Origin of the sequence: Proteus sp. TJ1640, assembly GCF_003144445.1 — a bacterium.
GTDB lineage: Bacteria > Pseudomonadota > Gammaproteobacteria > Enterobacterales > Enterobacteriaceae > Proteus > Proteus penneri.
Genome location: NZ_PENY01000001.1, coordinates 1 through 24,728, shown reverse-complemented (window position 1 = coordinate 24,728; position 24,728 = coordinate 1). Strand labels below are relative to the sequence as shown.

General features: G+C 38.9%; 20 protein-coding genes and 1 riboswitch. Of the genes, 11 read left to right on the top strand and 9 right to left on the bottom strand.

Translation table 11 applies throughout. From position 1 onward, the window contains the following. Positions 1–22: 22 nt before the first annotated feature. The 3 genes from DK861_RS00100 to proP are packed head-to-tail and all read right to left on the bottom strand — an operon-like array spanning position 23 to position 3,982. Complete coding sequence (locus tag DK861_RS00100; RefSeq protein ID WP_109398894.1) at positions 23–1,000, bottom strand: glycosyltransferase; 978 nt, start codon at positions 998–1,000, stop codon at positions 23–25. Next, the gene (phrB, locus tag DK861_RS00095) at positions 997–2,469 is read right to left on the bottom strand and encodes a deoxyribodipyrimidine photo-lyase (RefSeq protein WP_109398893.1); all 1,473 of its coding nucleotides are present in this window, start codon (positions 2,467–2,469) and stop codon (positions 997–999) included. Before phrB ends, DK861_RS00100 begins: the two co-directional genes overlap by 4 nt. Positions 2,470–2,479: 10 nt before the next feature. Continuing rightward, positions 2,480–3,982, bottom strand: a complete 1,503-nt coding sequence (proP, locus tag DK861_RS00090; RefSeq protein WP_006534128.1) for a glycine betaine/L-proline transporter ProP — start codon at positions 3,980–3,982, stop codon at positions 2,480–2,482. A 705-nt stretch (positions 3,983–4,687) separates the two neighbouring features. Here proP and DK861_RS00085 point away from each other — a divergent pair. Then, positions 4,688–5,701 (top strand): LysR substrate-binding domain-containing protein, encoded by a 1,014-nt coding sequence (locus tag DK861_RS00085; protein ID WP_072064642.1) that lies wholly within the window; start codon positions 4,688–4,690, stop codon positions 5,699–5,701. Positions 5,702–5,768: 67 nt separating this feature from the next. On the opposite strand, the gene DK861_RS00080 is transcribed toward DK861_RS00085, so the two are convergent. Genes DK861_RS00080 through DK861_RS00070 form a run of 3 tightly spaced genes read right to left on the bottom strand, consistent with a single transcriptional unit; the run spans position 5,769 to position 8,214 of the window. Then, the gene (locus DK861_RS00080; protein WP_006534125.1) at positions 5,769–6,947 is read right to left on the bottom strand and encodes a M20 family metallopeptidase; all 1,179 of its coding nucleotides are present in this window, start codon (positions 6,945–6,947) and stop codon (positions 5,769–5,771) included. Beyond that, entirely contained in the window at positions 6,947–7,396 is a 450-nt protein-coding gene (locus DK861_RS00075) for a hypothetical protein (RefSeq protein WP_006534124.1), read from the bottom strand. Before DK861_RS00075 ends, DK861_RS00080 begins: the two co-directional genes overlap by 1 nt. Further along, complete coding sequence (locus DK861_RS00070; protein ID WP_006534123.1) at positions 7,393–8,214, bottom strand: DUF3100 domain-containing protein; 822 nt, start codon at positions 8,212–8,214, stop codon at positions 7,393–7,395. Before DK861_RS00070 ends, DK861_RS00075 begins: the two co-directional genes overlap by 4 nt. A 569-nt stretch (positions 8,215–8,783) precedes the next feature. Between DK861_RS00070 and poxB the strand changes: the two genes are divergently transcribed. Beyond that, on the top strand, positions 8,784–10,508 hold the full coding sequence (gene poxB / locus DK861_RS00065; RefSeq protein ID WP_072064641.1) for a ubiquinone-dependent pyruvate dehydrogenase: 1,725 nt from the start codon (positions 8,784–8,786) through the stop codon (positions 10,506–10,508). A gap of 72 nt (positions 10,509–10,580) precedes the next feature. Here the strand turns inward: poxB and argE are convergent, their stop codons facing one another. Further along, positions 10,581–11,744, bottom strand: coding sequence for an acetylornithine deacetylase (gene argE / locus DK861_RS00060; RefSeq protein WP_072064640.1), 1,164 nt, complete (start codon positions 11,742–11,744; stop codon positions 10,581–10,583). Between the two features lie 100 nt (positions 11,745–11,844). On the opposite strand from argE, the gene argC reads away from it, so the two are divergent. The 5 genes from argC (at position 11,845) to oxyR (ending at position 17,496) form a co-directional block, all read left to right on the top strand. Next, complete coding sequence (gene argC / locus DK861_RS00055; protein WP_109398892.1) at positions 11,845–12,849, top strand: N-acetyl-gamma-glutamyl-phosphate reductase; 1,005 nt, start codon at positions 11,845–11,847, stop codon at positions 12,847–12,849. 20 nt (positions 12,850–12,869) lie between these two features. Then, entirely contained in the window at positions 12,870–13,643 is a 774-nt protein-coding gene (gene argB / locus DK861_RS00050) for an acetylglutamate kinase (protein ID WP_109398891.1), read from the top strand. 76 nt (positions 13,644–13,719) lie between these two features. Beyond that, complete coding sequence (locus DK861_RS00045; RefSeq protein ID WP_072064637.1) at positions 13,720–14,928, top strand: argininosuccinate synthase; 1,209 nt, start codon at positions 13,720–13,722, stop codon at positions 14,926–14,928. A gap of 77 nt (positions 14,929–15,005) precedes the next feature. Beyond that, on the top strand, positions 15,006–16,388 hold the full coding sequence (argH, locus tag DK861_RS00040) for an argininosuccinate lyase (RefSeq protein ID WP_109398890.1): 1,383 nt from the start codon (positions 15,006–15,008) through the stop codon (positions 16,386–16,388). 190 nt (positions 16,389–16,578) lie between these two features. Further along, positions 16,579–17,496 (top strand): DNA-binding transcriptional regulator OxyR, encoded by a 918-nt coding sequence (gene oxyR / locus DK861_RS00035; protein WP_109398889.1) that lies wholly within the window; start codon positions 16,579–16,581, stop codon positions 17,494–17,496. On the opposite strand, the gene sthA is transcribed toward oxyR, so the two are convergent. Continuing rightward, complete coding sequence (gene sthA / locus DK861_RS00030; protein ID WP_072064634.1) at positions 17,488–18,885, bottom strand: Si-specific NAD(P)(+) transhydrogenase; 1,398 nt, start codon at positions 18,883–18,885, stop codon at positions 17,488–17,490. The two genes, oxyR and sthA, sit on opposite strands and share 9 nt — an antisense overlap. Positions 18,886–19,084: 199 nt before the next feature. Here sthA and fabR point away from each other — a divergent pair, with 199 nt between their 5' ends. Further along, a complete protein-coding gene (gene fabR, locus DK861_RS00025) occupies positions 19,085–19,771 on the top strand; it encodes an HTH-type transcriptional repressor FabR (protein WP_072064633.1) in 687 nt (228 codons plus the stop codon). Then, the gene (locus tag DK861_RS00020) at positions 19,771–20,172 is read left to right on the top strand and encodes a YijD family membrane protein (RefSeq protein WP_072064632.1); all 402 of its coding nucleotides are present in this window, start codon (positions 19,771–19,773) and stop codon (positions 20,170–20,172) included. The genes fabR and DK861_RS00020 overlap by 1 nt, the downstream gene beginning before the upstream one ends. Before the next feature lie 123 nt (positions 20,173–20,295). Here DK861_RS00020 and trmA read toward each other — a convergent pair whose 3' ends face one another. Further along, entirely contained in the window at positions 20,296–21,393 is a 1,098-nt protein-coding gene (gene trmA, locus DK861_RS00015; protein WP_109398888.1) for a tRNA (uridine(54)-C5)-methyltransferase TrmA, read from the bottom strand. A gap of 112 nt (positions 21,394–21,505) precedes the next feature. Continuing rightward, positions 21,506–21,714: riboswitch (cobalamin riboswitch) on the top strand. 68 nt (positions 21,715–21,782) lie between these two features. Here trmA and btuB point away from each other — a divergent pair. Both btuB and murI read left to right on the top strand, forming a co-directional pair. After that, positions 21,783–23,654: a TonB-dependent vitamin B12 receptor BtuB gene (btuB, locus tag DK861_RS00010; protein WP_109398887.1), complete on the top strand. Its 1,872-nt coding sequence runs from the start codon at positions 21,783–21,785 to the stop codon at positions 23,652–23,654. Then, positions 23,599–24,465 (top strand): glutamate racemase, encoded by an 867-nt coding sequence (gene murI / locus DK861_RS00005; RefSeq protein ID WP_109398886.1) that lies wholly within the window; start codon positions 23,599–23,601, stop codon positions 24,463–24,465. Before btuB ends, murI begins: the two co-directional genes overlap by 56 nt. Positions 24,466–24,728: the final 263 nt, after the last annotated feature.

Genomic DNA, 24,728 nt, shown 5'->3' with positions numbered 1-24,728 from the left:
AGCGCTGTTTTTTTATACTGATTTATTTCAATAAGGCAATAAATAGAAGGCTGTACACCCGGCAAATAAACCAGCGCTGATGCCAATTATTTACGCCTTTATTTAGCGAAGAAAAAAGCGCATGGGTACGAAATTGCTGTGCGATTAATTTTCTATTTTCTGTATCACAACATTTACGAAAAAGAATAAAAAAACTACCCAATTCACGAACTGCCTGTTGGCGGAGTGCTTTTGCTAATAACTGATCAGATTGTTTATCTGCTTCTTTTAATAGCTGTAAGATTATCTGCAAATAACTTTGTGTTCGTTTGGCTTCTTTTTGTTGGTCGGGTTTACGAGTAATAGAGTCAGGATTAGCGCAGTAATAATAGAGGGGTTGGTTATCAAAACCTATTCGTTCTACAACAAGTGCTAATTGCGTTGTCCACAGAATATCTTCATGATAAAGCCCCTCAATAAATTGAAGTTGGTGCTTTTTTATTAAGTCATGTCGGATTAATTGCAACCAAACGAAATGTGGCCATTGATGTTGAGTGACGGCATGGATGATCCACTCACTACCTTTGATGACTTTTTGATAAGGCTGTCGTTGATGAATGGGTCTTTGGTGTTTTTTAAGATCACTTGGATTGAACCTTTCGCCATTACCAATTAAAACATCAACGTGTTGCGTAACGGCTAATTGATACCAATGTGCGAGCAATTCAGGCTTAATAAAATCATCGCTATCAAAAAAAACTACCCATTCGCCTTGAGCATATTTTAAACCCGTATTTCTTGCGCTGGATAATCCTTGATTAGTTTGTTGATAAAGTTTCACTCTCGCATCTTTTTGGCAATACGGCATTGTGACTTCAACACTGTTATCCGTTGAACCATCATTAATAATAATGACTTCAAAATCAGTAAAAGTTTGAGTTATTAAACTATCCAATAATCTCGTGATACGCGAGGCTTCATTAAACATTGGCACAATGACAGAGATTATTGGGGGTTTCACAATATTGAACTCATTTTTGATAGATTACGTGAGGCTATTCTACCTTTTTTTGCCTCTTCATAAGACTCAATCGCTCTTATTCGGGCTTTGGCGTGATCAACTATCGGTAATGGATAATTAAGAGGATTATTGGTTTTTGCCGCCCATTCGTGAGGTGTGTGAATATATCGGCTCGGCACCTTGGCTAGCTCAGGAAGCCAATGACGGATAAATTCACCATCGGGATCAAACTTACGGCCTTGGGTTGTGGGATTGAAAATTCGAAAATAAGGTACGGCATCCGTTCCTGTTGATGCAGCCCACTGCCAACCCCCATTATTTGATGCAAAATCACCATCAATGAGTTGTGACATAAAATAACGTTCACCCCAACGCCAATCAATTAACAAATCTTTGATAAGAAAACTTGCTGTGAGCATACGTAAGCGGTTATGCATCCAACCTGTTTGGTTAAGCTGTCGCATTGCAGCATCAATAATAGGAAAACCTGTTGAGCCTTGAGTCCAAGCATTAAATTCATCTTGGTTGTTACGCCAATTGATTTTTTCTGTCCAAAGCTGAAAGGCAATGTGTTTACATAAATTAGGATTTGCCACAATTAAGTGTTGGTAAAATTCTCGCCAAATAAGTTCATTAAACCAAACAAATGCACCCGATGTATTGTTTTCTAAGAAATCAGGTTCAGTTTGGTAAAGGCGATTAAAACATTGGCGAATAGACAATAATCCAATTGAAAGATAAGGGGATAATCGACTTGTACCATCAACAGCAGGGATATCTCGCCATTTTGCATAATGTGGCACGCTTTCGTAACAGAATTGTTTTAAGCGTTTAAGTGCCTCTTCTTCAGTAGAGATAAAAGAGAGCGAGCTTGTATTTTCAAGTGAAAATAGTGGTGCTTTTAAAGGCGATACCGCTTTTTGATGTGTTCTTATCTCTGGGATAGGTAATGAAGCGTTATCTTGTGAAACAAAGAGTCGCAAAAATGCATTTCTAAAGGGAGTAAAAACCTTGAACATCTCTCCTTGTTGGGTAACTACATTACCTGGTGGAATAAACACATTGTCATGATAAGTATAAACGGTTGTCTTATTCTTTAGTAACTCAGTGACTTTTTTATCACGGCGTTGTTCATTAAGGGCATATTGGTGATTGAAAAAAAGCGCAGTGACGTGATGTTGTTGGCAATACTCAGCCACTTTATCGGCTGCATTTGAATAAGTATCGCTAATTACTATTGTCAGTGGAATATTGAGTTTTGCTAGTGAAGTTGAAAGATCCAGCAACGCATTATGAATAAACGCCTGACATGACAAAGCCATATTATGGGCTTTCCATTGTTCAGGCGTTACGGTGAAAATAGCATGCACCTGTGCTTGTTTATCTTGGCAAGCGTGAAAGAGTGCCTTGTTATCTGTCACTCTTAAATCATGACGAAACCAAACTAAATGAACAGGGGACGGGTGCATGTAACCTCTCTTAATCTAACTTAGGATGTTGATCGATAAGGGATTGGCGTTTTTTCTGTAATGCTTCGATTTCTGCTTCAATATCTTCAACACGTTGTTCGATATTATCATAATGTTCAGAGAGAATTTCTTTTGCCTCTGATTTATCTGATGCCGCAGGTGTTGCACCTCGTAAAGGTTTATTTGCAGTTTCGATCATCTTGATACCGGTTATCAAACCGACAACAGCGACAATCATCAGATAATAAGCTGGCATATATAAATCACCGGTTGCTTCAACTAACCAAGCTGCTGCTGTTGGTGTGGCCCCTGCAATTAATACTGAAATATTAAAAGCAATTGCTAATGCACTATAACGAATATGGGTTGGGAAAATAGCCGGTAAGATTGATGCCATAACCCCAGTAAAACAGTTGAGTAAAACTGCAAGAATTAATAATCCTAAGAAAATTAAACCGATTTCATCACTGTTAATCATCATAAACGCAGGGTAAGCAAGGACAAACAAGCCAATACTGCCACCAATAACAAATGGTTTACGGCCAATTTTATCACTCAATAACCCAATGACAGGTTGTACAAACAACATACCTATCATAATCGCGATGATGATCAGCACACCATGGTCTGCCGAATAATTTAAGTTATGAGATAAATAACTCGGCATATAAGTTAATAACATATAGTAGGTAACATTAGTGGCAATCACTAAACCTACACAGACGGTTAAGCTTTTCCAATATTTTGATGCAATTTCACGTAATGAAACACGAGGTGGATCTTGGATAGATTTACGATCGTCGCTATTCATTTCATCGACGTGTTGTTGGAATGCTGGGGTTTCTTCTAAAGCATGGCGTAAATATAGACCAATAAGACCTAATGGTAATGCTAAGAAGAATGGGATACGCCATCCCCACTCATGGAATGCTGTTTCTCCAAGGATAGTCGAGATCAGTACAACAACACCCGCACCCATAACAAAACCAGCAATAGAGCCAAAGTCTAACCAGCTTCCCATAAATCCACGTTTACGGTCGGGCGAGTATTCAGCAACGAAAATCGCAGCGCCTGAATATTCACCACCAATAGAGAAACCTTGTGCTAATTTAGCGAGTAATAATAAGACTGGCGCCCAAATACCGATAGTTTCATAAGCAGGAATAAGACCGATGGCAAATGTACTGAGTGCCATAATGATGATGGTAACAGATAACACTTTCTGACGACCAAATTTATCCCCAAGCATCCCAAATACGACACCCCCTAACGGTCTTACAAGGAATGGTACTGAGAATGTGGCAAGGGCAGCAATCATCTGTACACCGGGTGATGCGCCAGGGAAGAATACTTGACCTAAGACATACGCAAGGAAGCCGTAGACACCAAAGTCAAACCATTCCATGGCATTACCTAATGCTGCCGCCGTAATTGCTTTTTTAAGCTTACTATCATCAATAATAGTTATATCATTGATTCTTAGCGGTTTATTTCTTTTTTTCTTCATTTTCATATTAAGTGACCTTTATTAAGGTATTCGTAATTTCTTGTTGTTCAATTAATTAAAAGAAATGAAGTGACTATTTGTTAGCGAGAAGAATGAGTAATAAAAATTCACTAAAAAACAGCTTACTTCTACTAAGTTTAAATTTAAATAGTGGTATTAAGCTAATAGATAAGAGAATATTTATTAAGTATAGATGAGATTGAATAAGATATTAGAATGTTTTCTTTGTTGTTTTGATATAACAAAACAGAGCCTCTAAGTATTAAAACGTGATCAATATCATAACGTAATTCTGCTTTTCTGTAAAATTTATGGCGTTATTGACGGGTTATTTGTGTTAAGGCAATTGAAAGCTTCGCAAAAATAAATGAAAAAACAAATTTGTTTTTTGTTTTAATAACAGTGTGTTATATCCTTTTTCTGTTTTTTTGATTCAGGCTAACGCATTTATATGAGCATTGTGCATAATACAAAGATTGATAGATAAGTAGAAAATAATAACACCTTATTTTGCTTTATTATTCTTTCGAATAGTTAAAGTGAATGTGTGGATAATAGAATAGATCTCGCTATTCTTATTATAAGATTAAATCAAGATAGTATGACGAGATATCACGACAGAAATATTAAAGATAGTTTATCTAGTGCTCATATTTAGAATAAAAATTAATAATTAACCGCGCATTTGTGCAAATTAACCCGGGTACCTCTATGAATATTAATCAACTGAAAAGCTTTGTTGAAGTCGTAAAAAATAATTTCAACATTACTAATGCGGCTGAAAAACTCTACACCTCTCAACCGACAATCAGTAAGCAACTAAAAATATTAGAAGATGAGCTCAGTGTGTCACTGTTTGTGCGTAAAAATAATAATTTATTAGCATTAAGTCCGATGGGTAAAGAAGTCCATAAAATTGCTTGTGATATTCTTGGGCAAGTTGATCGAATCAAAAGCATTGTGGCTGAAGAAGATCGTAATAAAAAAGTCGATTTACATATTGCGACAACACACACTCAAATACGTTATTCATTGCCGAATGTGATTGATCATTTTCGTCACTATTACCCTAATATTTCACTACATTTTCATCAAGGCGCACCAGCTCAATTAGCAGAAATGGTTAAAAACGGCGATGTGGATTTTGCTATCGCAACAGAGTCTATGCACCTTTATGAAGATCTGATTACACTGCCTTGTTACCGCTGGACTCGTAGTTTATTAGTTCCTTATGATCATCCTCTTGCCTTATTGAAAGATGATGAGCAGGTTACCATCGAACAAATGGCAGAGTATCCATTGATTACCTATGTTTTTGGTTTTACAAGAGGATCTAAATTAGACAAGGTATTTTATAAAAATAATCTTAAGCCCAAAGTAGCATTAACAGCGACGGATACAGAGATTATTAAATACTATGTTAAGCGACATTTAGGTATCGGTGTTATTGCCACCGCCTCTTATGATGAGACTGAAGATGGTGACGCATTAAAATGTATTAATATCGATCATTTAGTGCAACCGAGTTACACCCATATTTGTGTCAGTAAACATACCCATATGAAAGATTATATGCATGAGTTTATTTCTCTTTATGCTCCTCACATTGATAAAAATATTATTCAGATGCCAGAACAGTGGGGAACACAATGGCACAGTAAAGAGGTCTACCAAGGATTACCTGATTTACGTTCAGTCAATGTGAATAATAGTGTTGCAGAATAGAAGTCAGAATAAAAAAAGCCCGTTTTTTGCGGGGGCAATAACGGGCTTAAGGCAGAATAATAAGAGTTTAACGAGTCAGAATATTAACAAAAATCTGAGCACCGACTAGTAAACAATCATCATCGACAAAATAAGGATTTGCGTGAAGGTAATTATTAATACCTTTCGCTTGATTACCACTTCCTAAGAAGAACATTGCACCGACTTTACCTTTTGTGGCATTAACCATATAGCTAAAGTCTTCACTGCCTGTCATTGGCTTACCGTTTGATTCAATATTCTCTTCAGGTAAGAATTTACGCATTGCATCTAATAAATGCTGATGTGCAGTTGGATGATTAACAACTGCAGGGTATCCGCTATAGCTTAATGTGGTTTTAAATCCACCCGCTGTACTACGAGCCACAATTTCATCAAAACTCGCTTTTAGTACTTGGTCGGTATTTTCATCCATAGAACGGATAGTACCGCGAGCTTGTACGTGATCAGCTAATGCATTAGGGATTGTTCCCCCATTGATCATGCCACAACCAAAGACTGCTGGGCTAAATGGATCTGTCTTTTTCGCAACAACATAATCCATATAATCAATTAAGCGAGTGGCTTCACGAATTGCATCTAAGCCTTTGTGTGGTGTTGAACCGTGTGCAGAAACACCATAAACATCTAATGTCCATGCAGAGCCATAAGATGACATCACACCATCATTAAAGCGCACACAACCCGTTTCAATGGCGGCATCGTTATGGAGTGCATAAGTTTCATCAACGCCTTCCATGCAACCGAGTTCAACCATTTTTTCAGCGCCAGGTACACGCATATCTTCTTCAGCCATTTGGAAAATAAAGCGAACGTTCGCGCTCATCTCTTCTTTATTTTCGGCAAGATACTTAGCACTGGTTAATGCCATGGTCATATGAGTATCGTGACCACAGTTATGTGCACAACCTTGGTGAACTGAACTATGTTCATTATTCGTTAAGTCTGGCATTTCTAATCCGTCCATATCAGCACGGATAGCAATTAATGGAAATTCAGCATTAACAATTAAGTCTGCTGTGAAACCAGTATACCCATCAAAAGTTTTAATTTGATAACCAAAACTTTCCATTAATTCACGGCAATACTTTGATGTCTTATATTCTTCACCTGATAACTCAGGTATTTTGTGCAAGTCTTGTCGTGTTTTTTTACTAAAGTCATTTAATTGAAAGAGTTTTTCACTGACATTATAAATATTATTCATTAGATAACTCCCTGGATAGTAAATCCAATTTGCGCGACGATTGATGCTCCAAAGAAACAACAAGTTGAAACAATCATGAAAATAAGAATAACTTTCCATGACATTTTCTTAAGTTCTTCTAATTGACCACCAACAGATAAACCAGCAAATGCTAATAAAGGCACACAACAAGATAAGAAAGAGACTTTACCAATAGAACTAATAAAGAAATCTCTTACTGGTGTTTCGGGTAAACAAATAAGTATCCCAATAATTGTTGCATAAGCAAATGTTGGTAAAGATGAAGGTAAATAATGTTTTGCAACGAGTGAAATAAATACCACTAATGACATAGCAATAAAGCTATCCCACATTGCATAAAGAGCGATCCCTGATGTTAACGTCTGAGTAAACATTGCCAGTAAAATAGCAACGAATACAAATTTCATATCAATAATTATATTTTTCATGCAGTTTTGCCTCTGGTGAAAATTTTATAAATTTTTTCTGAAAGAGGTAAACCTAAATAGGTTAATGACAGTGCGCCAAGTGCTGATGATAATAAGTTAGATGCAGCGGCAACACTTAATACTTGCTGTGCTAATGTTTCATCAAGACCATTAATTAACGCACCTGATGCAGCACTTAACATGGAACCAGAACCCACGCCAGAGCCTGCAGCAAGTGCAAGTGGGTGTAATCCGGTTAATGGCGCAATACTACCTAATACGCTAAACCACAAAGTACCGATAACAGAACCACATAAATAGATGGCTAATACGCCAATATATTCTTGTGAGCCTGTACCAAATTTACCTTGAATTACAGCAATAGAAGGTTCACGGCTAATAGATGAACAAGCACCAATTGCACGACGACCAAATCCAAATTTAATCGCTAATGGAACTGCAATTAATACAGGTAATAAGTTTCCGAGTTCCTGAACAAATAAAGGAATACCGACACTTAAAATCATTTTAATATTAGGAACAATCATTCCTGCATATTGTGTACCTAAAATAAGTAGGCTGAAACCTACCATTTTACCGCAGAAGCCTTCTTCTTTTTCTGTAAATAATTTACCCCATACTTTAATTTTTTTACGGGTAAATCCAGCAGATATACACATACCAATAATTACAGCAAATAACATTGGTAAAATAGGTATTACCGCAATGCCAATCTTAATTTCTTTTTTACCAATGACATATTGTGAAATAAAAATTAAGAAAAGGACTGCCAGAATACTAATAAAGAAAACCTTTATCGGACTTCTACTTTTGTCCATCCGTTAATCTCCGTTGAAAAATAATCAGGCTTTATTCTAGAGGACAAAAAGCAAAAGGTAGCGTGACCAATGTCATGTTTATTTCATACCTCTTTTTCATGGAGCATGAAATAATGCAATGGTAATAAATTTATTAACAAATAGAGGAAAGTTAAATTTTTTAATAAAGACAGTGAGTAAGGCTGAAATGAGTCAGCTTAATTGTTAATAAAGATGTAATGAGAAAAATAACAATTAAAAATTATTTTAATTATTAAAATAATCCTATAATAAAATTTTGTCTACACTTTAGTAAATAATAATACGTTATTAATGAGATATATTCTTATTTGGTGCGGTTATTATAAATTTAATGAATGTATTTGGAAGTGATATTTTATTCTTTGTATTTTTAAGGGCGGATCTTATCTTCACAGTGACATTATAACGATTGGTGTTATTCTTTATATTTGAGTTAGTAAGATTATTTTCTCTGCAAGCTGGTGAGGAAGAGAGATAGAATATGGGAAGGAAATAAATGTAGCTTGCAGAGAGGCACAATTCACCCAAAACTGAGGAAAAACATCACCATGAGTAAGCAAACAGTTGCAACCTATATTGCTAAAGTACTCCATAATGCCGGTGTAAAACGTATTTGGGGCGTGACAGGAGATTCTCTCAATGGATTAAGTGATAGTTTGCGAAAGATGGGAACGATTGAGTGGATGGGAACTCGCCATGAAGAAGTTGCTGCTTTTGCTGCAGGAGCAGAGGCGGCAGTTAATGGCCAATTAGCGGTTTGCGCAGGCTCTTGTGGGCCGGGAAATTTACATCTTATCAATGGGCTTTTTGATTGCCATCGTAATCATGTTCCTGTGTTAGCCATTGCTGCACATATTCCTTCTGCTGAAATTGGTAGTAATTATTTTCAAGAAACACATCCGCAAGAACTTTTTCGCGAATGTAGCCATTATTGTGAATTAGTCTCAAATCCAGAGCAGATCCCTCAAGTGCTTGCTATTGCAATGCGAACCGCTATTTTAAAAAAAGGGGTCTCAGTTGTTGTTTTACCGGGAGATGTTGCATTAAAACCAGCTCCAGAAGATGCGCATGAAAACTGGTATCCGTTGCAGTCTCCACTCATCATGCCAAATCGTTTCGAAATCGAAAAATTATCTGATGCATTGAATAATGGAAAAAATATCACCTTAATGTGTGGTGCCGGATGTGCTCAAGCTCGTGATGAAGTGATTAAACTGGCTCAAACATTAAAAGCGCCTGTTGTACATGCATTGCGAGGGAAAGAATACATTGAGTGGAATAACCCCTATAGCGTGGGCATGACAGGATTAATTGGTTTTTCATCGGGTTATCATGCGATGGAAAATGCTGATACGTTAGTGCTATTAGGTACGCAATTCCCTTATCGTGCATTTTATCCATCAAAAGCCAACATTATCCAAATCGACATTAATCCAAGTAGTATTGGTTCGCATTGTCATGTTGATATGGCGATGGTTGGCGATATTAAAGCCACTCTGAATGCGATACAACCTCGTTTAAAAGAAAAAACAGACACAGCTCATCTTGATGCTTCCTTAAAACATTATGCCAAAGCACGGCAAGATCTGGATGCACTTGCACAACCTAGTGAGCGTGAGCTTATTCACCCACAATACTTGGCGCGCCGATTAAGTGAACTGGCAAATGATGATGCCATTTTTACCTGTGATGTCGGAACACCAACAGTATGGGCCGCCCGTTATGTTGGGATGAATGGAAAACGTCGTTTACTGGGCTCTTTTAATCACGGCTCTATGGCAAATGCGATGGCTCAAGCCATTGGTGCACAATCGTTAGATAGAAAACGTCAAGTTGTGGCAATGTGTGGTGATGGTGGATTTACCATGTTAATGGGTGATTTTATCTCATTAGCGCAAATGAATTTGCCAGTGAAAGTAATTATTTTTAATAACAGCGTATTAGGTTTTGTGGCGATGGAGATGAAAGCTGGTGGTTATTTAACGGATGGCACAGATTTGCATAACCCTGATTTTGCTGCTATTGCTAATGCATCGGGTATCAAGGGTATTCGCGTTGAAAAAGGTGAAGATCTGGATCATGCACTTAAAGAAGCCTTTGAACATGATGGCCCTGTAATTGTGGATGTGGTAACCGCAAAACAAGAGCTTTCTATGCCTCCTGAAATTAAATTTGAACAGGCTAAAGGCTTTAGTTTGTATATGATGAAAGCGATTATTAATGGTCGTGGTGATGAAATCGTTCAACTAGCCAAAACCAATTGGTTACGTTAATCGTTTTATTTAAAGTATAAATTGTAGATAAATAGACCAAACCCTATCAACATAAGCCGATAGGGTTTTTTATTATTGCGCTTTCTCTGCTAAACAGAAGTTTTCAATTAATTGCCCCATTAATTCACGAGTTGGTTCAATAAATGCCATATCAATAAATTCATCAGGTTGGTGGGCTTGTTCAATAGAACCTGGGCCCAAAACTAAGGTAGGGCAGAGATCTTGAATAAACGGCGCTTCAGTACAGTAATTCACCGTTTGCGCTTTCTCACCTAATAGTTTTTCGATCACGGCGACCATTTTATGATCGGTGGGGCACTCATAACCGGGAATAGGATCATGTAGCGCTTCAACACTTAAACGCCCCGGCCAACGTGCTTTTACGGGCGCTAACGTTTCGTGTAGTAAATCATCTAAATCTTGTAATGTAAGCCCAGGCAATGGGCGAATATCCATATGTAATTCACAGCAAGCACAAATCCGATTTGCTGCATCACCGCCATTAATATAACCAAAGTTCATGGTGGGATAAGGGATTACAAATGCAGGGTTGTTATAGCGCGTTTTTAGCGTATCGCGCAGTGTACTCAGGTGAGTAATGGATTCATGCATTAGCTCAATCGCGTTCACACCTTTTTCTGGATCGCTAGAATGTCCTGATTGTCCCGTAATGCGTATCGCATTCGATAAATGCCCTTTATGAGCACGAATAGGTTTTAGGGATGTTGGTTCGCCAATAATGGCAAAATCAGGGCGGATTGCGGTATGAGCGGCAAAATAACGTGCCCCTGCCATAGAGGTTTCTTCATCTGCGGTAGCAAGAATATAAAGAGGATGAGTTAACGTTTTAGTATCGACATCCCGCAATGCATCAAGAATAAAGGCAAAAAAGCCTTTCATATCCGCAGTGCCTAAGCCGTATAACTTATTTTCTTTCTCTGTCAGTGTAAAAGGATCTTGTGTCCAACGACCTTCATCAAACGGTACTGTGTCAGTGTGACCACAAAGTAATAACCCGCCTTTGCCTGTTCCTAATGTTGCTAAAAGGTTAAATTTTCCTCGGGTTTCAGGTACAGGTTGAATTTCAATTGAAAAACCTAATGTTTCCAACCAATTAGCAAGCAAATTAATCAGTGATTCGTTGCTTTGATCGTTCTTAGCATCTGTAGCACTGATAGAGGGCGTTGCAATTAATTGACGATAAATCTCAATAAATGTAGGTAATTTAATATTCACTGTTGACAGCCTTTCTTCATAATAGTATCAATATTCATGCACTTTTTTTGAATAAAAATACATTAATCGGTTTGTGTTCATAGTACAAGGTAAGAATGACATGTTAAATACTCTGATTGTAGGAGCAAGTGGTTACACTGGCGCTGAATTAGCCGCCTATCTTCAGCAGCATCCTCGTGTGAATTTGAGCAGACTGATGGTATCAGCTCAAAGTGCAGATGCAGGAAAGTGCTTTTCTGAACTTCATCCTCAATATCGTGGCTTAGTGGATCTCCCTTTAGAGCCAATGGTTGATGTTGTGAAAGCGGCTGAAAATATTGATATCGTTTTTTTAGCAACAGCCCATGAAGTCAGCCATGACATTGCCCCGATTTTTTTAGAGCAAGGTTGTGTGGTGTTCGACTTATCGGGTGCCTATCGAGTACAAAACAAGCATTTTTATCAACAATACTATGGATTTGAACATAAGAATACTGATTGGTTATCACAGGCAGTTTATGGATTAGCTGAATGGAATGCTGACATTATCAGTCAGGCGCAATTAATTGCTGTGCCAGGCTGTTATCCAACAGTTTCTCAGTTGTCATTAAAACCCTTAGTGGAAGCGGGACTGTTAGATACCGCGCAATGGCCAGTCATTAATGCCACCAGCGGTGTAAGTGGTGCAGGTAGAAAAGCCTCTTTAACCAGCAGTTTTTGTGAGGTGAGTTTGCAACCTTATGGCGTGTTTACGCATCGTCATCAACCCGAAATTGCAACACATCTGGGTATTGATGTGATTTTTACCCCTCACTTAGGCAATTTTGCCAGAGGGATCTTAGCCACTATCACCTGTAAGTTAAAAGCGGGTGTGACACAAGAGAATGTCAGACAAGTCTTTGATGATGCTTATCAAGACAAGCCATTAGTGCGTGTTTATGACAAAGGATTACCTGCATTAAAAGCCGTGGTAGGAACTGCATTTTGTGATATTGGGTTTGCTCAACAAGGTGAACATCTGATTGTGGTCGGTGTTGAAGATAACTTGTTGAAAGGAGCTGCTGCACAAGCAGTGCAATGTATGAACATTCGGTTTGGTTTCGCTGAAACCGAATCACTTATTTAAATAATGAGTAGGGAAGTTTCATGGAACCATTAATTATCAAACTGGGTGGTGTGCTCCTTGATAATGAAGAAGCGTTAACACGGTTTTTCACCGCATTACAACAATATCGCTCGACGCATTCTCGTCCTTTAGTCATCGTACATGGTGGTGGCTGTTTGGTGGATGAATTGATGGGTAAATTGCAATTACCTGTCGTGAAAAAGCAAGGTCTGCGTGTCACACCCGCAGATCAGATAGATATCATCACAGGAGCACTGGCCGGAAGTGCTAATAAGACCTTGTTATCGTGGGCAACTCAGTTTGGGCTTAATGGGGTGGGACTTTCTTTGGGTGATGGGCAATTAGCAAAAGTCACTCAAATCAATGAAGAGTTAGGCCATGTAGGAAATGCAACTCCCGGCTCTCCTGATTTACTCAATTTATTATTAGGTGCGGGCTATCTACCAATTATTAGTTCTATCGGTATGACTGAAAAAGGTGAGTTGATGAATGTGAATGCTGATCAAGCCGCAACCGCTATTGCTGAAACATTAGGCGCTGATTTAGTCCTGCTTTCCGATGTCAGTGGCATTTTAGATGGCAAAGGTCAGAAGATTGCTGAGATTTCAGCTGAAAAAGCACAGATGTTAATCGACCAAGGCATTATTACTGACGGCATGGTAGTGAAAGTAAACGCAGCATTGGAAGCGGCTAAAACACTTGGTAGACCTGTTGAAATCGCAAGTTGGCGCCATGCTGAAAAGCTGACGGCACTGTTTAATGGTGTTGCAGTCGGAACCCGTATTTTAGCTTAAAAAATCACTCTAGAAATCTTATTGCTATTTGATAGTTGGCAGAATTTAAACAAATTGGGAATTGAAGGTTATCACTATGACTAAAGGTATTAAGAAAATCGTACTAGCGTACTCAGGCGGATTAGATACTTCGGCGATCATTCCTTGGTTAAAAGAGCATTACGATAACTGTGAAGTTGTCGCTTTTGTGGCGGATGTCGGTCAAAGCCGTGATGATTTAGTGGGTGTAGAACAAAAAGCATTGGCATCAGGTGCTTGCGAGTGTCATATCGTCGATTTACGTGAAGAATTTATCAAAGATTACGTTTACCCTGTATTAAAAACAGGTGCTTTATATGAAGGTAGCTACTTATTAGGTACTTCAATGGCACGTCCTGTTATTGCTAAAGCTCAAGTAGAGTTGGCATTAAAATTAGGTGCTGACGCTGTTGCTCATGGCGCAACAGGTAAAGGTAACGATCAGGTTCGTTTTGAAAGCACTTATGCGGCACTTGCTCCACAGTTGAAAGTGGTTGCGCCTTGGAGAGAGTGGGATTTACGTTCTCGTGAAGCACTGCTGGATTATCTGAAAGTCCGTAATATTCCTACTACTGCGACACTTGAGAAAATTTATAGCCGTGATGAAAACGCATGGCATATCTCAACGGAAGGTGGTGTATTAGAAAGCCCATGGAATGCATCAAATGAAGATTGTTGGGCATGGACTGTTGATCCGAAGAAAGCGCCAGAAACACCTGAATTAGTCACTGTTACAGTTAAAGCAGGTGAAGTTGTCGCGGTAAACGGTAAAACACAATCACCTTTTGAGTGTTTAGATGCATTAAATACATTAGGTGTTAAGCACGGTATCGGACGTATTGATATTGTTGAAAACCGTTTAGTGGGAATGAAATCTCGTGGCTGCTATGAAACTCCAGGGGGCACTATCATGATGGCAGCTCTGCGTGGTGTTGAGCAACTTGTTCTTGATAGAGATGCGTTTAAATGGCGTCAACAACTGGGTTTAGAGATGTCGTATGTGGCTTATGACGGTCGTTGGTTTACGCCAATCCGTGCTTCACTACAAGCGGCTGCAGAATCGCTGGCACAAGATGTGAATGGCGAAGTGGTTTTAGAGCTTTATAAAGGCCATGTGAATGCCATTCAGAAAAAGTCAGAAAATAGCCTGTACTCTGAGGAATTTGCAACCTTTGGTGAAGATGAAGTTTACGATCACAGTCATGCTGAAGGTTTTATCCGTTTATATTCTCTGCCATCACGTATTCGTGCACTGAGCAAAAAATAACGTAAGGCAATAGAGTGGTGCTAACAAGCATCACTCTCACTCTTTTTTATTACACAGAATAGATACAGGAAGCGATTATGGCACTCTGGGGTGGACGTTTTAGTCAGGAAGCTGATCAACGGTTTAAACAATTCAATGATTCACTGCGGTTTGATTTTCGACTGGCACAACAGGATATCTTTGGCTCAGTAGCTTGGTCTAAAGCGTTAGTCACCGTTGGTGTGTTATCACAAGATGAACAAGCTCAACTTGAGCAAGCTTTAAATGAATTATCAGAAGAAGTAACGGCAAACCCGCAGTCTATTTTGCAAAGTGATGCAGAAGATATCCATAGTTGGGTTGAAAGTAAGCTTATTGCCAAAGTGGGTGATTTAGGTAAAAAGTTACATACGGGGCGTAGTCGTAATGATCAGGTCGCAACAGATTTAAAACTATGGTGTAAAGAAGAAGTTATTCATCTTCGCCAAGCGATTGTTGAGTTACAAAAAGCGTTAGTTATTACCGCAGAAAAAAATCAAAATGCGGTGATGCCGGGTTATACCCATTTACAACGTGCTCAACCAGTAACATTCGCACACTGGTGTTTGGCCTACAATGAAATGTTAGCTAGAGATGAAAGCCGTTTAGCCGATGCTTTGAAACGTTTGGATATCAGTCCACTAGGATGCGGTGCATTAGCGGGTACAGCTTATGATATCGATCGTGAACAATTAGCGGAATGGTTAGGTTTTGCGAGAGCAACTAACAATAGTTTAGACAGTGTATCCGACCGTGATCATGTCTTGGAGCTATTATCTTGCGCGTCTATTGGGATGGTACATTTATCTCGTTTTGCAGAAGATCTTATTTTCTTTAATAGTGGTGAAGCGGGCTTTATTGAATTATCAGACAAAGTGACCTCTGGCTCATCATTAATGCCTCAAAAGAAAAATCCAGATGCACTTGAACTTATTCGTGGGAAATGTGGACGTGTTCAAGGTGCATTAACGGGCATGATGATGACCTTAAAAGGTCTGCCTTTGGCTTACAATAAAGATATGCAAGAAGATAAAGAAGGGTTATTTGATGCTATTGATACATGGTCTGATTGCTTGCATATGGCAACATTAGTTCTTGATGGCATTCAAATCCGTCGTCCTCGCTGTGAAGAAGCCGCTAAACAAGGTTATGCCAACGCGACTGAACTGGCAGATTATCTTGTTGCTAAAGGCGTGCCATTTCGTGAAGCTCACCATATTGTGGGTGAAGTGGTTGTTTGTGCCCTTGAGCAAGGTAAAGCGATTGAAGAGCTTCCGCTTTCTGAATTACAGATGTTTAACAGTAAAATTATGATTGATGTGTACGATATTTTATCGCTTCAATCATGTTTAGATAAACGTCTTGCAAAAGGGGGTGTTTCTCAAAAACAGGTCGCTTATGCGATAGCAAAAGCCAAAGAAGTTTTAAATATAAATAAATAAGAAAAGAGTTTATTTAAGACAACTTACTGTTATTAAAAAAGAACAGGGTGAACTTCACTCTGTTTTTTTATTTTAAATTGCCGATAATATTGAAAAAGAGAGACAGAATAACATTCGACTGATAGAAAAATTTATCAGTTACTATATTATCTATAGACATTAACTATCAGCAATAAATGTGGGATCTGCAATGAATATCCGTGACTTGGAATATCTGGTGGCTCTAGCTGAGCATAAACATTTTCGTCGGGCGGCAGATTCTTGCCATGTGAGCCAGCCAACATTAAGTGGTCAAATTCGTAAACTTGAAGATGAACTCGGTGTAATGTTACTTGAAAGAACGAGCCGTAAGGTTTTGTTTACCCAACAAGGCTTATTGCTGGTGGATCAAGCGAAAACTGTTTTACGTGAAGTAAAAGTGCTACAAGAAATGGCTTCATTGCAAGGCGAAAGTATGGCGGGACCTTTACATATTGGGCTTATCCCTACTGTTGGCCCTTATTTATTGCCCCACATCATTCCTGAATTACATAAAAACTACCCTAAGTTAGAGATGTACCTTCATGAAGCACAAACTCATAGCTTATTAGCTCAATTAGATAGTGGAAAACTCGATTGTGCAATTTTAGCAATGGTTAAAGAGAGTGCACCGTTTATTGAAGTGCCTTTATTTGAAGAGCCAATGAAATTAGCGATTTATGAAGAACATCCATGGCATGAACGTAGCTCTGTGCCGATGGGTGACTTAGCGGGTCAACGTTTATTAATGTTAGAAGATGGACACTGTTTACGCGATCAAGCGTTAGGGTTCTGTTTCCAAGCTGGCGCAAAAGAAGATACTCATTTTAGAGCAACGAGTTTAGAGACATTACGTAATATGGTCGCTGCTGGTAGTGGAATAACCTTATTACCTGATTTATCCGTACCTCAAGAACAAAAACGTGATGGAGTTTGTTACTTAGAATGTACCGATCCAAATCCATCACGTTCTATTATTTTGGTTTATCGTCCCGGATCGCCTTTGCGTAATCGTTATGAACAATTAGCAGAGACAATCCGTGAACATATGACCGCATTTTATGCAGAAAAACAAAACGCATTAAAATAAGCGGTTTAAACCATTAAGCGCCGCAACACGATAGGCTTCTGCCATTGTTGGATAGTTGAAGGTGGTATTAACGAAATACTCGATAGTATTGCCTTCACCTTTTTGCTCCATAATTGCTTGGCCGATATGAATAATTTCAGCCGCACGCTCACCGAAACAGTGAATACCTAAAATCTGCTTGGTTTCACGGTGGAAGAGAATTTTCAAACTTCCCACATTCATACCTGCTATTTGTGCTCTTGCCAGATGTTTAAATTGAGCTCGACCCACTTCATAAGGGATTTTCATTGCAGTGAGTTGTTGCTCTGTTTTACCAACAGAACTAATTTCAGGAATGGTGTAGATCCCCGTTGGAATATCTTCAATTAAATGTGTTTCTGATTTTCCGGTTGTGATTGCTAAAGCCGCAATTCGGCCTTGATCATAAGCGGCTGAAGCTAGGCTTGGATAACCAATAACATCACCTACGGCATAAATGTGTTCACAACTGGTTTGGTAGTGGGCATTAACAGAAACGAGCCCACGACTATCTGTTTTAATACCGACGTTTTCTAAGCCTAGAGTGTCTGTATTTCCTGTTCGACCATTCGCATAAAGTAGACAATCTGCTTTGACTTTTTTACCTGATTTTAGGTGAACAATAACACCATCATCGACACCTTCAATGCTTTCGTATTCTTCATTATGACGAATAACAATGCCGTTATTCCAGAAGTGATAAGAAAGTGCATCAGACATCTCTTGATCAAGGAAAGACAATAGGTGATCACGAGTATTGATTAAATCTACTTTTACTCTTAATCCTCTAAAGATAGAGGCATATTCACAACCAATGACACCTGCGCCATAAATAATGACATGGTGCGGCTCATGCTCTAAATCGAGAATAGTGTCACTGTTATAAATACGAGAATGAGAAAAATCGACATCTGGCGGGCAATAAGGGCGAGAGCCCGTTGCAATAATAAAGTTATCAGCCGAAAGAATATCGCAAGTACCATCAGGATAACGCACGCTGACCCGGTGTTCGTCAATAAATGCGGCTTCACCCGAATACATCGTACAATTATTACGCTCGTAAAAACCTTGACGCATTTTAGTCTGCTGACTAATCACGGTGCTGGCTTGACGAAGTATTTGAGAAAAAGAGGAGTTAATAAGACGAGATTGGTCGCTATAAAGTGGGTTTTGATTAAACTCGATAATGCGACTTACTGCATGGCGTAGGGCTTTGGAGGGAATGGTACCCCAATGCGTACAGCCACCACCAACTTTGTTATAACGTTCTATAACTGCGACGCGTTTTCCTTGTTTAACAAGCCCCATGGCCGCGCCTTCACCGCCAGGACCTGAACCGATAACAATGGCATCGAAATGAGAATGTTGCATAGGAAGAGACCTGTTTTATACAAACCGACAACGGTATATTAACATTAGAATGAATAATAGCCCAATTGACATTAAGGGCATTAGTCACACTTTGTTGAGTTTTTATGAGAATGTGTCTTGAGAGATGATTGTACGCACTGCTTTTTTAACAAAGTTTGATATATTGAGCATAAACCAAATTAGGATTATCAGGATTTCTGTGAGTAATAATATTGGCATCAGAGCTAAACAAAAAGAAAAAACCCGTCGCTCTTTAATTGAAGCAGCTTTTAGCCAACTCAGTGCCGAGCGTAGTTTTACCAGCTTAAGTTTACGAGAAGTCGCTAGAGAGGCGGGTATTGCGCCTACCTCATTTTATCGCCATTTTAAAGATGTGGATGAACTTGGGCTGACAATGGTTGATGAAAGTGGATTGATGTTACGCCAACTGATGCGACAAGCACGTCAACGTATTGCGAAAGGTGGTAGCGTTATTAGAACATCAGTAGCCACTTTTATGGAATTCATTGGCAATAATCCTAATGCGTTTCGATTATTATTACGTGAGCGTTCTGGGACTTCGGCGGAATTTCGTGCCGCAGTCGCACGAGAGATCCAACATTTTATTGCAGAACTGGCAGACTATCTTGAGCAAGAGAGTCATATGCCACGTTATTTTACAGAAATGCAATCTGAAGCAATGGTCACTATTGTATTTAGTGCAGGCGCAGAAGCACTAGATATCGATATTGAAAAGCGTCAACAATTAGAAGAAAGATTAGTTATACAGCTGCGAATGATTGCTAAAGGTGCCTATTATTGGTATCGACGTGAGCAAGAAACGCAAATACCTCAACAAGATAACCCAGAGATAAAGAAAAAAACGCATCAGAAAGGAGACAAATGATGGAACAAAATCGCTGTGAAAAAAGCACGCTATTACTTGCCGCAGTCATTGGTGTCGCTTTACATGGTACATATTCAAGTTTTTTTAACCCGTTGATTGAAACGTGGTCGGTTTTCCCACTCGTCAGTTTAATCTTGGCAGTTTACTGTTTATATCAGCGCTATTTAAATCAACCTATGACTGATGGAATGCCTAAGTTGATTTTTTCATTCTTTTTATTAGGCTTCTTCGGTTATAACGCTTACACCAGAACCGTTAACCCTGAATGGGGTTCAAACTTCTTCTCTTCAGTTTGTATTGTTATCGTTGCGTTATGGATTTATCGTCAGTTCAAACATCGTCAACGTTTACGTATACAGGCAGAAGAAGCTGAGAGAGCATCACAAGCAGAACAGTACTAGTCTGTACTTATCTATTTGTTGTAAACACAGCGAAATTTTGACACCAGCAAGTTATCTTGCTGGTGTTTTTGTTTTTATTCGCGTTATTAAAGGATTTTTTACTCTAAGAAGAGAAATAAGCAGTTATCTTTTTTCTAATAACACACCACATTCCATATGATGGGTATATGGGAATTGATCAAATAAAGCTAATTTACTGATTTTATGTGTTTTTGTTAGGGTTTCTAAATTTTGGCACAATGTTTCTGGGTTACAAGAAATGTATAAAATGCTAGGGTAAGTTTTAACCAGTTCTACAGTTTTCTCATCTAAACCACTACGTGGTGGATCGACAAAAATGGTTTCACATTGGTAATCTTTTAAATCAATCCCTTCTAGACGTTTAAATTCTCTTACCCCATTCATTGCTTGTGTAAAATCTTCCGCAGACATGCGAATAATTTTCACATTATCAATATGGTTCATTGCAATATTATATTGCGCGGCATAAACAGAAGGTTTTGCGATTTCTGTTGCCAGTACGCGATCGAAATTACGCGCGAGTGCTAATGAAAAGTTGCCATTACCACAATACAACTCAAGCAGGTCACCTTTCGCGTTTTCTGTTGCCTTTAATGCCCATTCCAACATTTTAATATTGACCTGAGCATTAGGTTGCGTGAAGCTATTTTCAACTTGGCGATAAATCATCTCTTTACCTGCGACAGGTAACACTTCATCAATAAAATCGTTATCAAGCATAATTTTTGTTTTATATGCACGACCGATTAACTGCACATCAAAACCTTGAGCAATTAAGGTCTGGCGTAATGCTTGTGCTTCTTGTTGCCAAGTTTCATCAATTTTCTTGTGATACAGCAAAGAGACAATAATTTTATTACTCAACGTAGAAAGATAATCAATCTGAAATAGTTTCTTTCTGAGTGTTGGTTTATCTTTTATTTCTGCCAACAAGACAACCATCATTTTATTAATAAGCTGGCTAGCAACCGGAAATTGGTCAACACGAATACGCTGCTTAGTCTCTTGGTCAAACATAATATGATAGAGAGAATCGTCCTCATGCCAGATGCGGAATTCCGCACGCATACGATAATGCTGTTCTGGTGATGAAAAAACCTCTGCTTCAGGCGCATTAAAAGGAGCCATCATTGTTTGTAGACGTTGTGTTTTTTCATTCAGTTGAGACTGATATGTTTGCGTTGGTAATGAATTCTGCATGGTATCTCGCCTTTTTTTGGCAGTAATAAAGTTAAGCGAGCGAAATTGTAGAGATCCTCATGAAGATGTCCAGTATTCTTCATGTTCAATTTCTGGACTCAGTGGAGTTGAAATCGTAGCATAGCTGTTCGGTCTCCTAATAGGAGTGAAAAGGGAATCTGGTGCAAAGCCAGAACTGACGCGCAGCGGTAATAGGATCAAGGATAATAAAAGACACTACAAAGTACCTTAATAAGTACAGTGGGAAGTCATTATCTTAAATACACAAAATTGTTTATTTAACCTAGAGTCCGAAGACCTGCCGAAGACCTGTCGCATCTTAAATTAAATACGCGTTTTATTTAATTTTGGCGGCATCCTGCTACTTATTCTGTTGGATGCAGATTTTCATGAATAATAAAAAAGTTTTTCTTATTTCAAATATAGCGTTGAGTGTAATGGTGGGGAGTTTTAGTGCGTTTGCGAATAACAGCGATACATTAAGTGTGACAGCAAACCGCTTTCAAGAGCCGAACTCTTCTATTTTAGCACCTATCACCGTTGTTGAACGTGAACAGATTGATCGTTGGCAGAGTAATAGTGTTATTGATGTGTTACGCAGAATGCCCGGTATTGATGTGGGGAAAAATGGTGGAATAGGGCAACAAAGCTCAATATTTGTCAGAGGTACAAATTCAAACCACGTGCTTATTTTAGTGGATGGTGTACGTTTAAATCAGGCTAATGTGTCTGGTAGTTCTGATATTAGCCAAATTCCGCTTTCTCTTGTTCAACGCATTGAATATATAAGAGGGCCTCGTTCTTCTGTTTATGGTTCAGATGCAATTGGTGGTGTGATTAATATCCTCACAGAAAGAAAAACAGAAGGAGGAACACTCAATGCCACAATGGGTTCTCATGGTTATCAAGAATATGATGGCTCTGTAAAACAAAAAATCGGTGATAAAACAACACTAACAGCGGCAGGTAGTTATCTCTATACCAAAGGCTACGATATAGAAGCGAGAGGTAATACAGGCGGGCATCCTCAACCTGATCGTGATGGTTTTATGAATAAGTCACTATGGTTAGGCGTTAATCACGATATAAATGATAACGTTTCTTTATTTGCACGGGCTTATGGTTTTGATAATCGTACCGCTTATGATGCTGAACCAGATTATAACGATAATACTATTATTGTTGATACTCGCGCACTGTTTAGCCGCACCTATGATGCAGGTATGCAATTTCATCGTGATAACTACTCTTCTTCTTTAAATACCAGTTATAACTACACCAAAGACTATGATTACGATCCACATCAAGGTCGCTATGGTAAAGGCAGCCGGTTTACCAACTCTGAACAATATAATGTGCAGTGGGGCAATCACCTTTTATTAGGCAATGGTAGTGTAGGTGGTGGAGTGGATTGGCAACGTCAATCTGTTAAAGAAGGTTCTAATGGATTCCCTAATAAAGAACATTTCGATAATACAGGCTTATATCTAACTGGACAGCAAAAGTTAGGCAATGTGATTGCTGAAGCATCGGTACGTTCTGATCATCATTCTGAATACAATTGGCATACTACGTGGCAATCTAATTTAGCGTGGGAGTTCGTTGAGGGCTATCGTGTGATTGGTGGTTATGGTACAGCATTTAAAGCACCGACACTGATGCAACTTTATAGTGAATGGGGAAGTAATCCAAACTTACAACCCGAAAAGAGTAAACAGTGGGAGGGGGGCTTTGAAGGCGTAACAGGACCTTTAGAGTGGCGTTTGACTGCATATAGAAATAATATTACTAATTTAATTGAAGCCGATTCTAAGCAAGGATGGAAAAATTATAATATTGGAGAAGCTTTAATTAAAGGCGTCGAATTTACGGGTGAAATGGATACGTGGATTTTCCATCACACCTTTAATTACCAATATATAGATGCAAGAAATAAAGAAACGCACCAACGTCTTGATCGTCGAGCTCGTCAGCAAGTGAAATATCAGCTTGATTGGCAAGTCGAAAAATTAGATATGGGGGTGACTTACCAATATATCGGTCAACGTACTGATAAAGAGTATGATCCTTCAACTTATTCATCAAAACCTATTTCTCTAGGCGGTGTGAGTATTTGGGATTTAACTGCGTCATATCCTATTACATCACATCTCTCAATTCGTGGTAGAATAGCCAACCTGTTTGATAAAGATTATGAGACAGCTTATGGCTATCGCACGCCAGGACGTGAATACTTCCTCACAGGAAGCTACAACTTCTGATGCACTATCTACCGCTAACCCTACTGTATTGATTTTTGATTCAGGGGTTGGCGGTTTATCTGTTTACCGTGAGATCCGTGAAAAATTACCGGATGCTCACTATATCTATGTTTTCGATAATGAAGCTTTCCCTTATGGTGAGAAATCACAAGAATTCATTATTGACCGTGTTGTTCGAATAGTTAGCGCGGTGGCTGAGAAGCACTTTCTCGCGGCAATTGTTATTGCCTGTAATACTGCTAGTACGGTAAGCCTTCCTGCTTTACGTGCAAAGTTTACTGATATTCCTATTGTGGGAGTTGTTCCTGCTATTAAGCCTGCTGCTAAATTAACCTGTAATGGGGTAGTTGGATTATTAGCGACGAGAGCAACAGTTAAACGCCCTTATACCCATGAACTGATAGAACGCTTTGCAACTGATTGCAAAGTTCACTCTTTAGGTTCGGCCGAGCTGGTGGAACTAGCAGAGAGGAAACTTCATGGCGAGGAAGTTTCTCTAGATGCGCTTCGTAAAATTCTTACACCTTGGCTAAAAATGAAAGAGCCACCAGATACAGTAGTATTAGGCTGTACTCATTTCCCTTTATTAGCTGATGAACTTCTTTCTGTTTTACCTGATGGCACACGAATTATCGATTCTGGTGCTGCAATTGCACGAAGAACTGCGTGGTTGGTCGTAAATCAAGCGAAAATAAAAGGTTCAAATGAAATTAGCTTCGCTTATTGCTTAAAAGAAGATGAGAATAGCGAATTATTAAAACCTGTTTTAGCGGGTTTTGGCTTTGAATCGCTCAGAAAACTAGCGCTTTAAGTGCAATTTGGTGGAAAATTCAACGGTCGGTTAAAAAACTAAAAAAAAGTGTTGCCAGCTTCACAAAACTCCCTATAATGCGCCCTCGTTGTCACGGCAAACCACGCTAAGTGAGTTAGCCGAGAGGACAAAGAAAAAAGTGAAAAGCCTTGAATATAAACGCTTGACACTGAATGAGGAAGATGTAGAATGCACCTCCTCGCAACAACGCAGAAGACCGGAAACGGCAGCGAATGTTGCACTGCTCTTTAACAAATTATCAG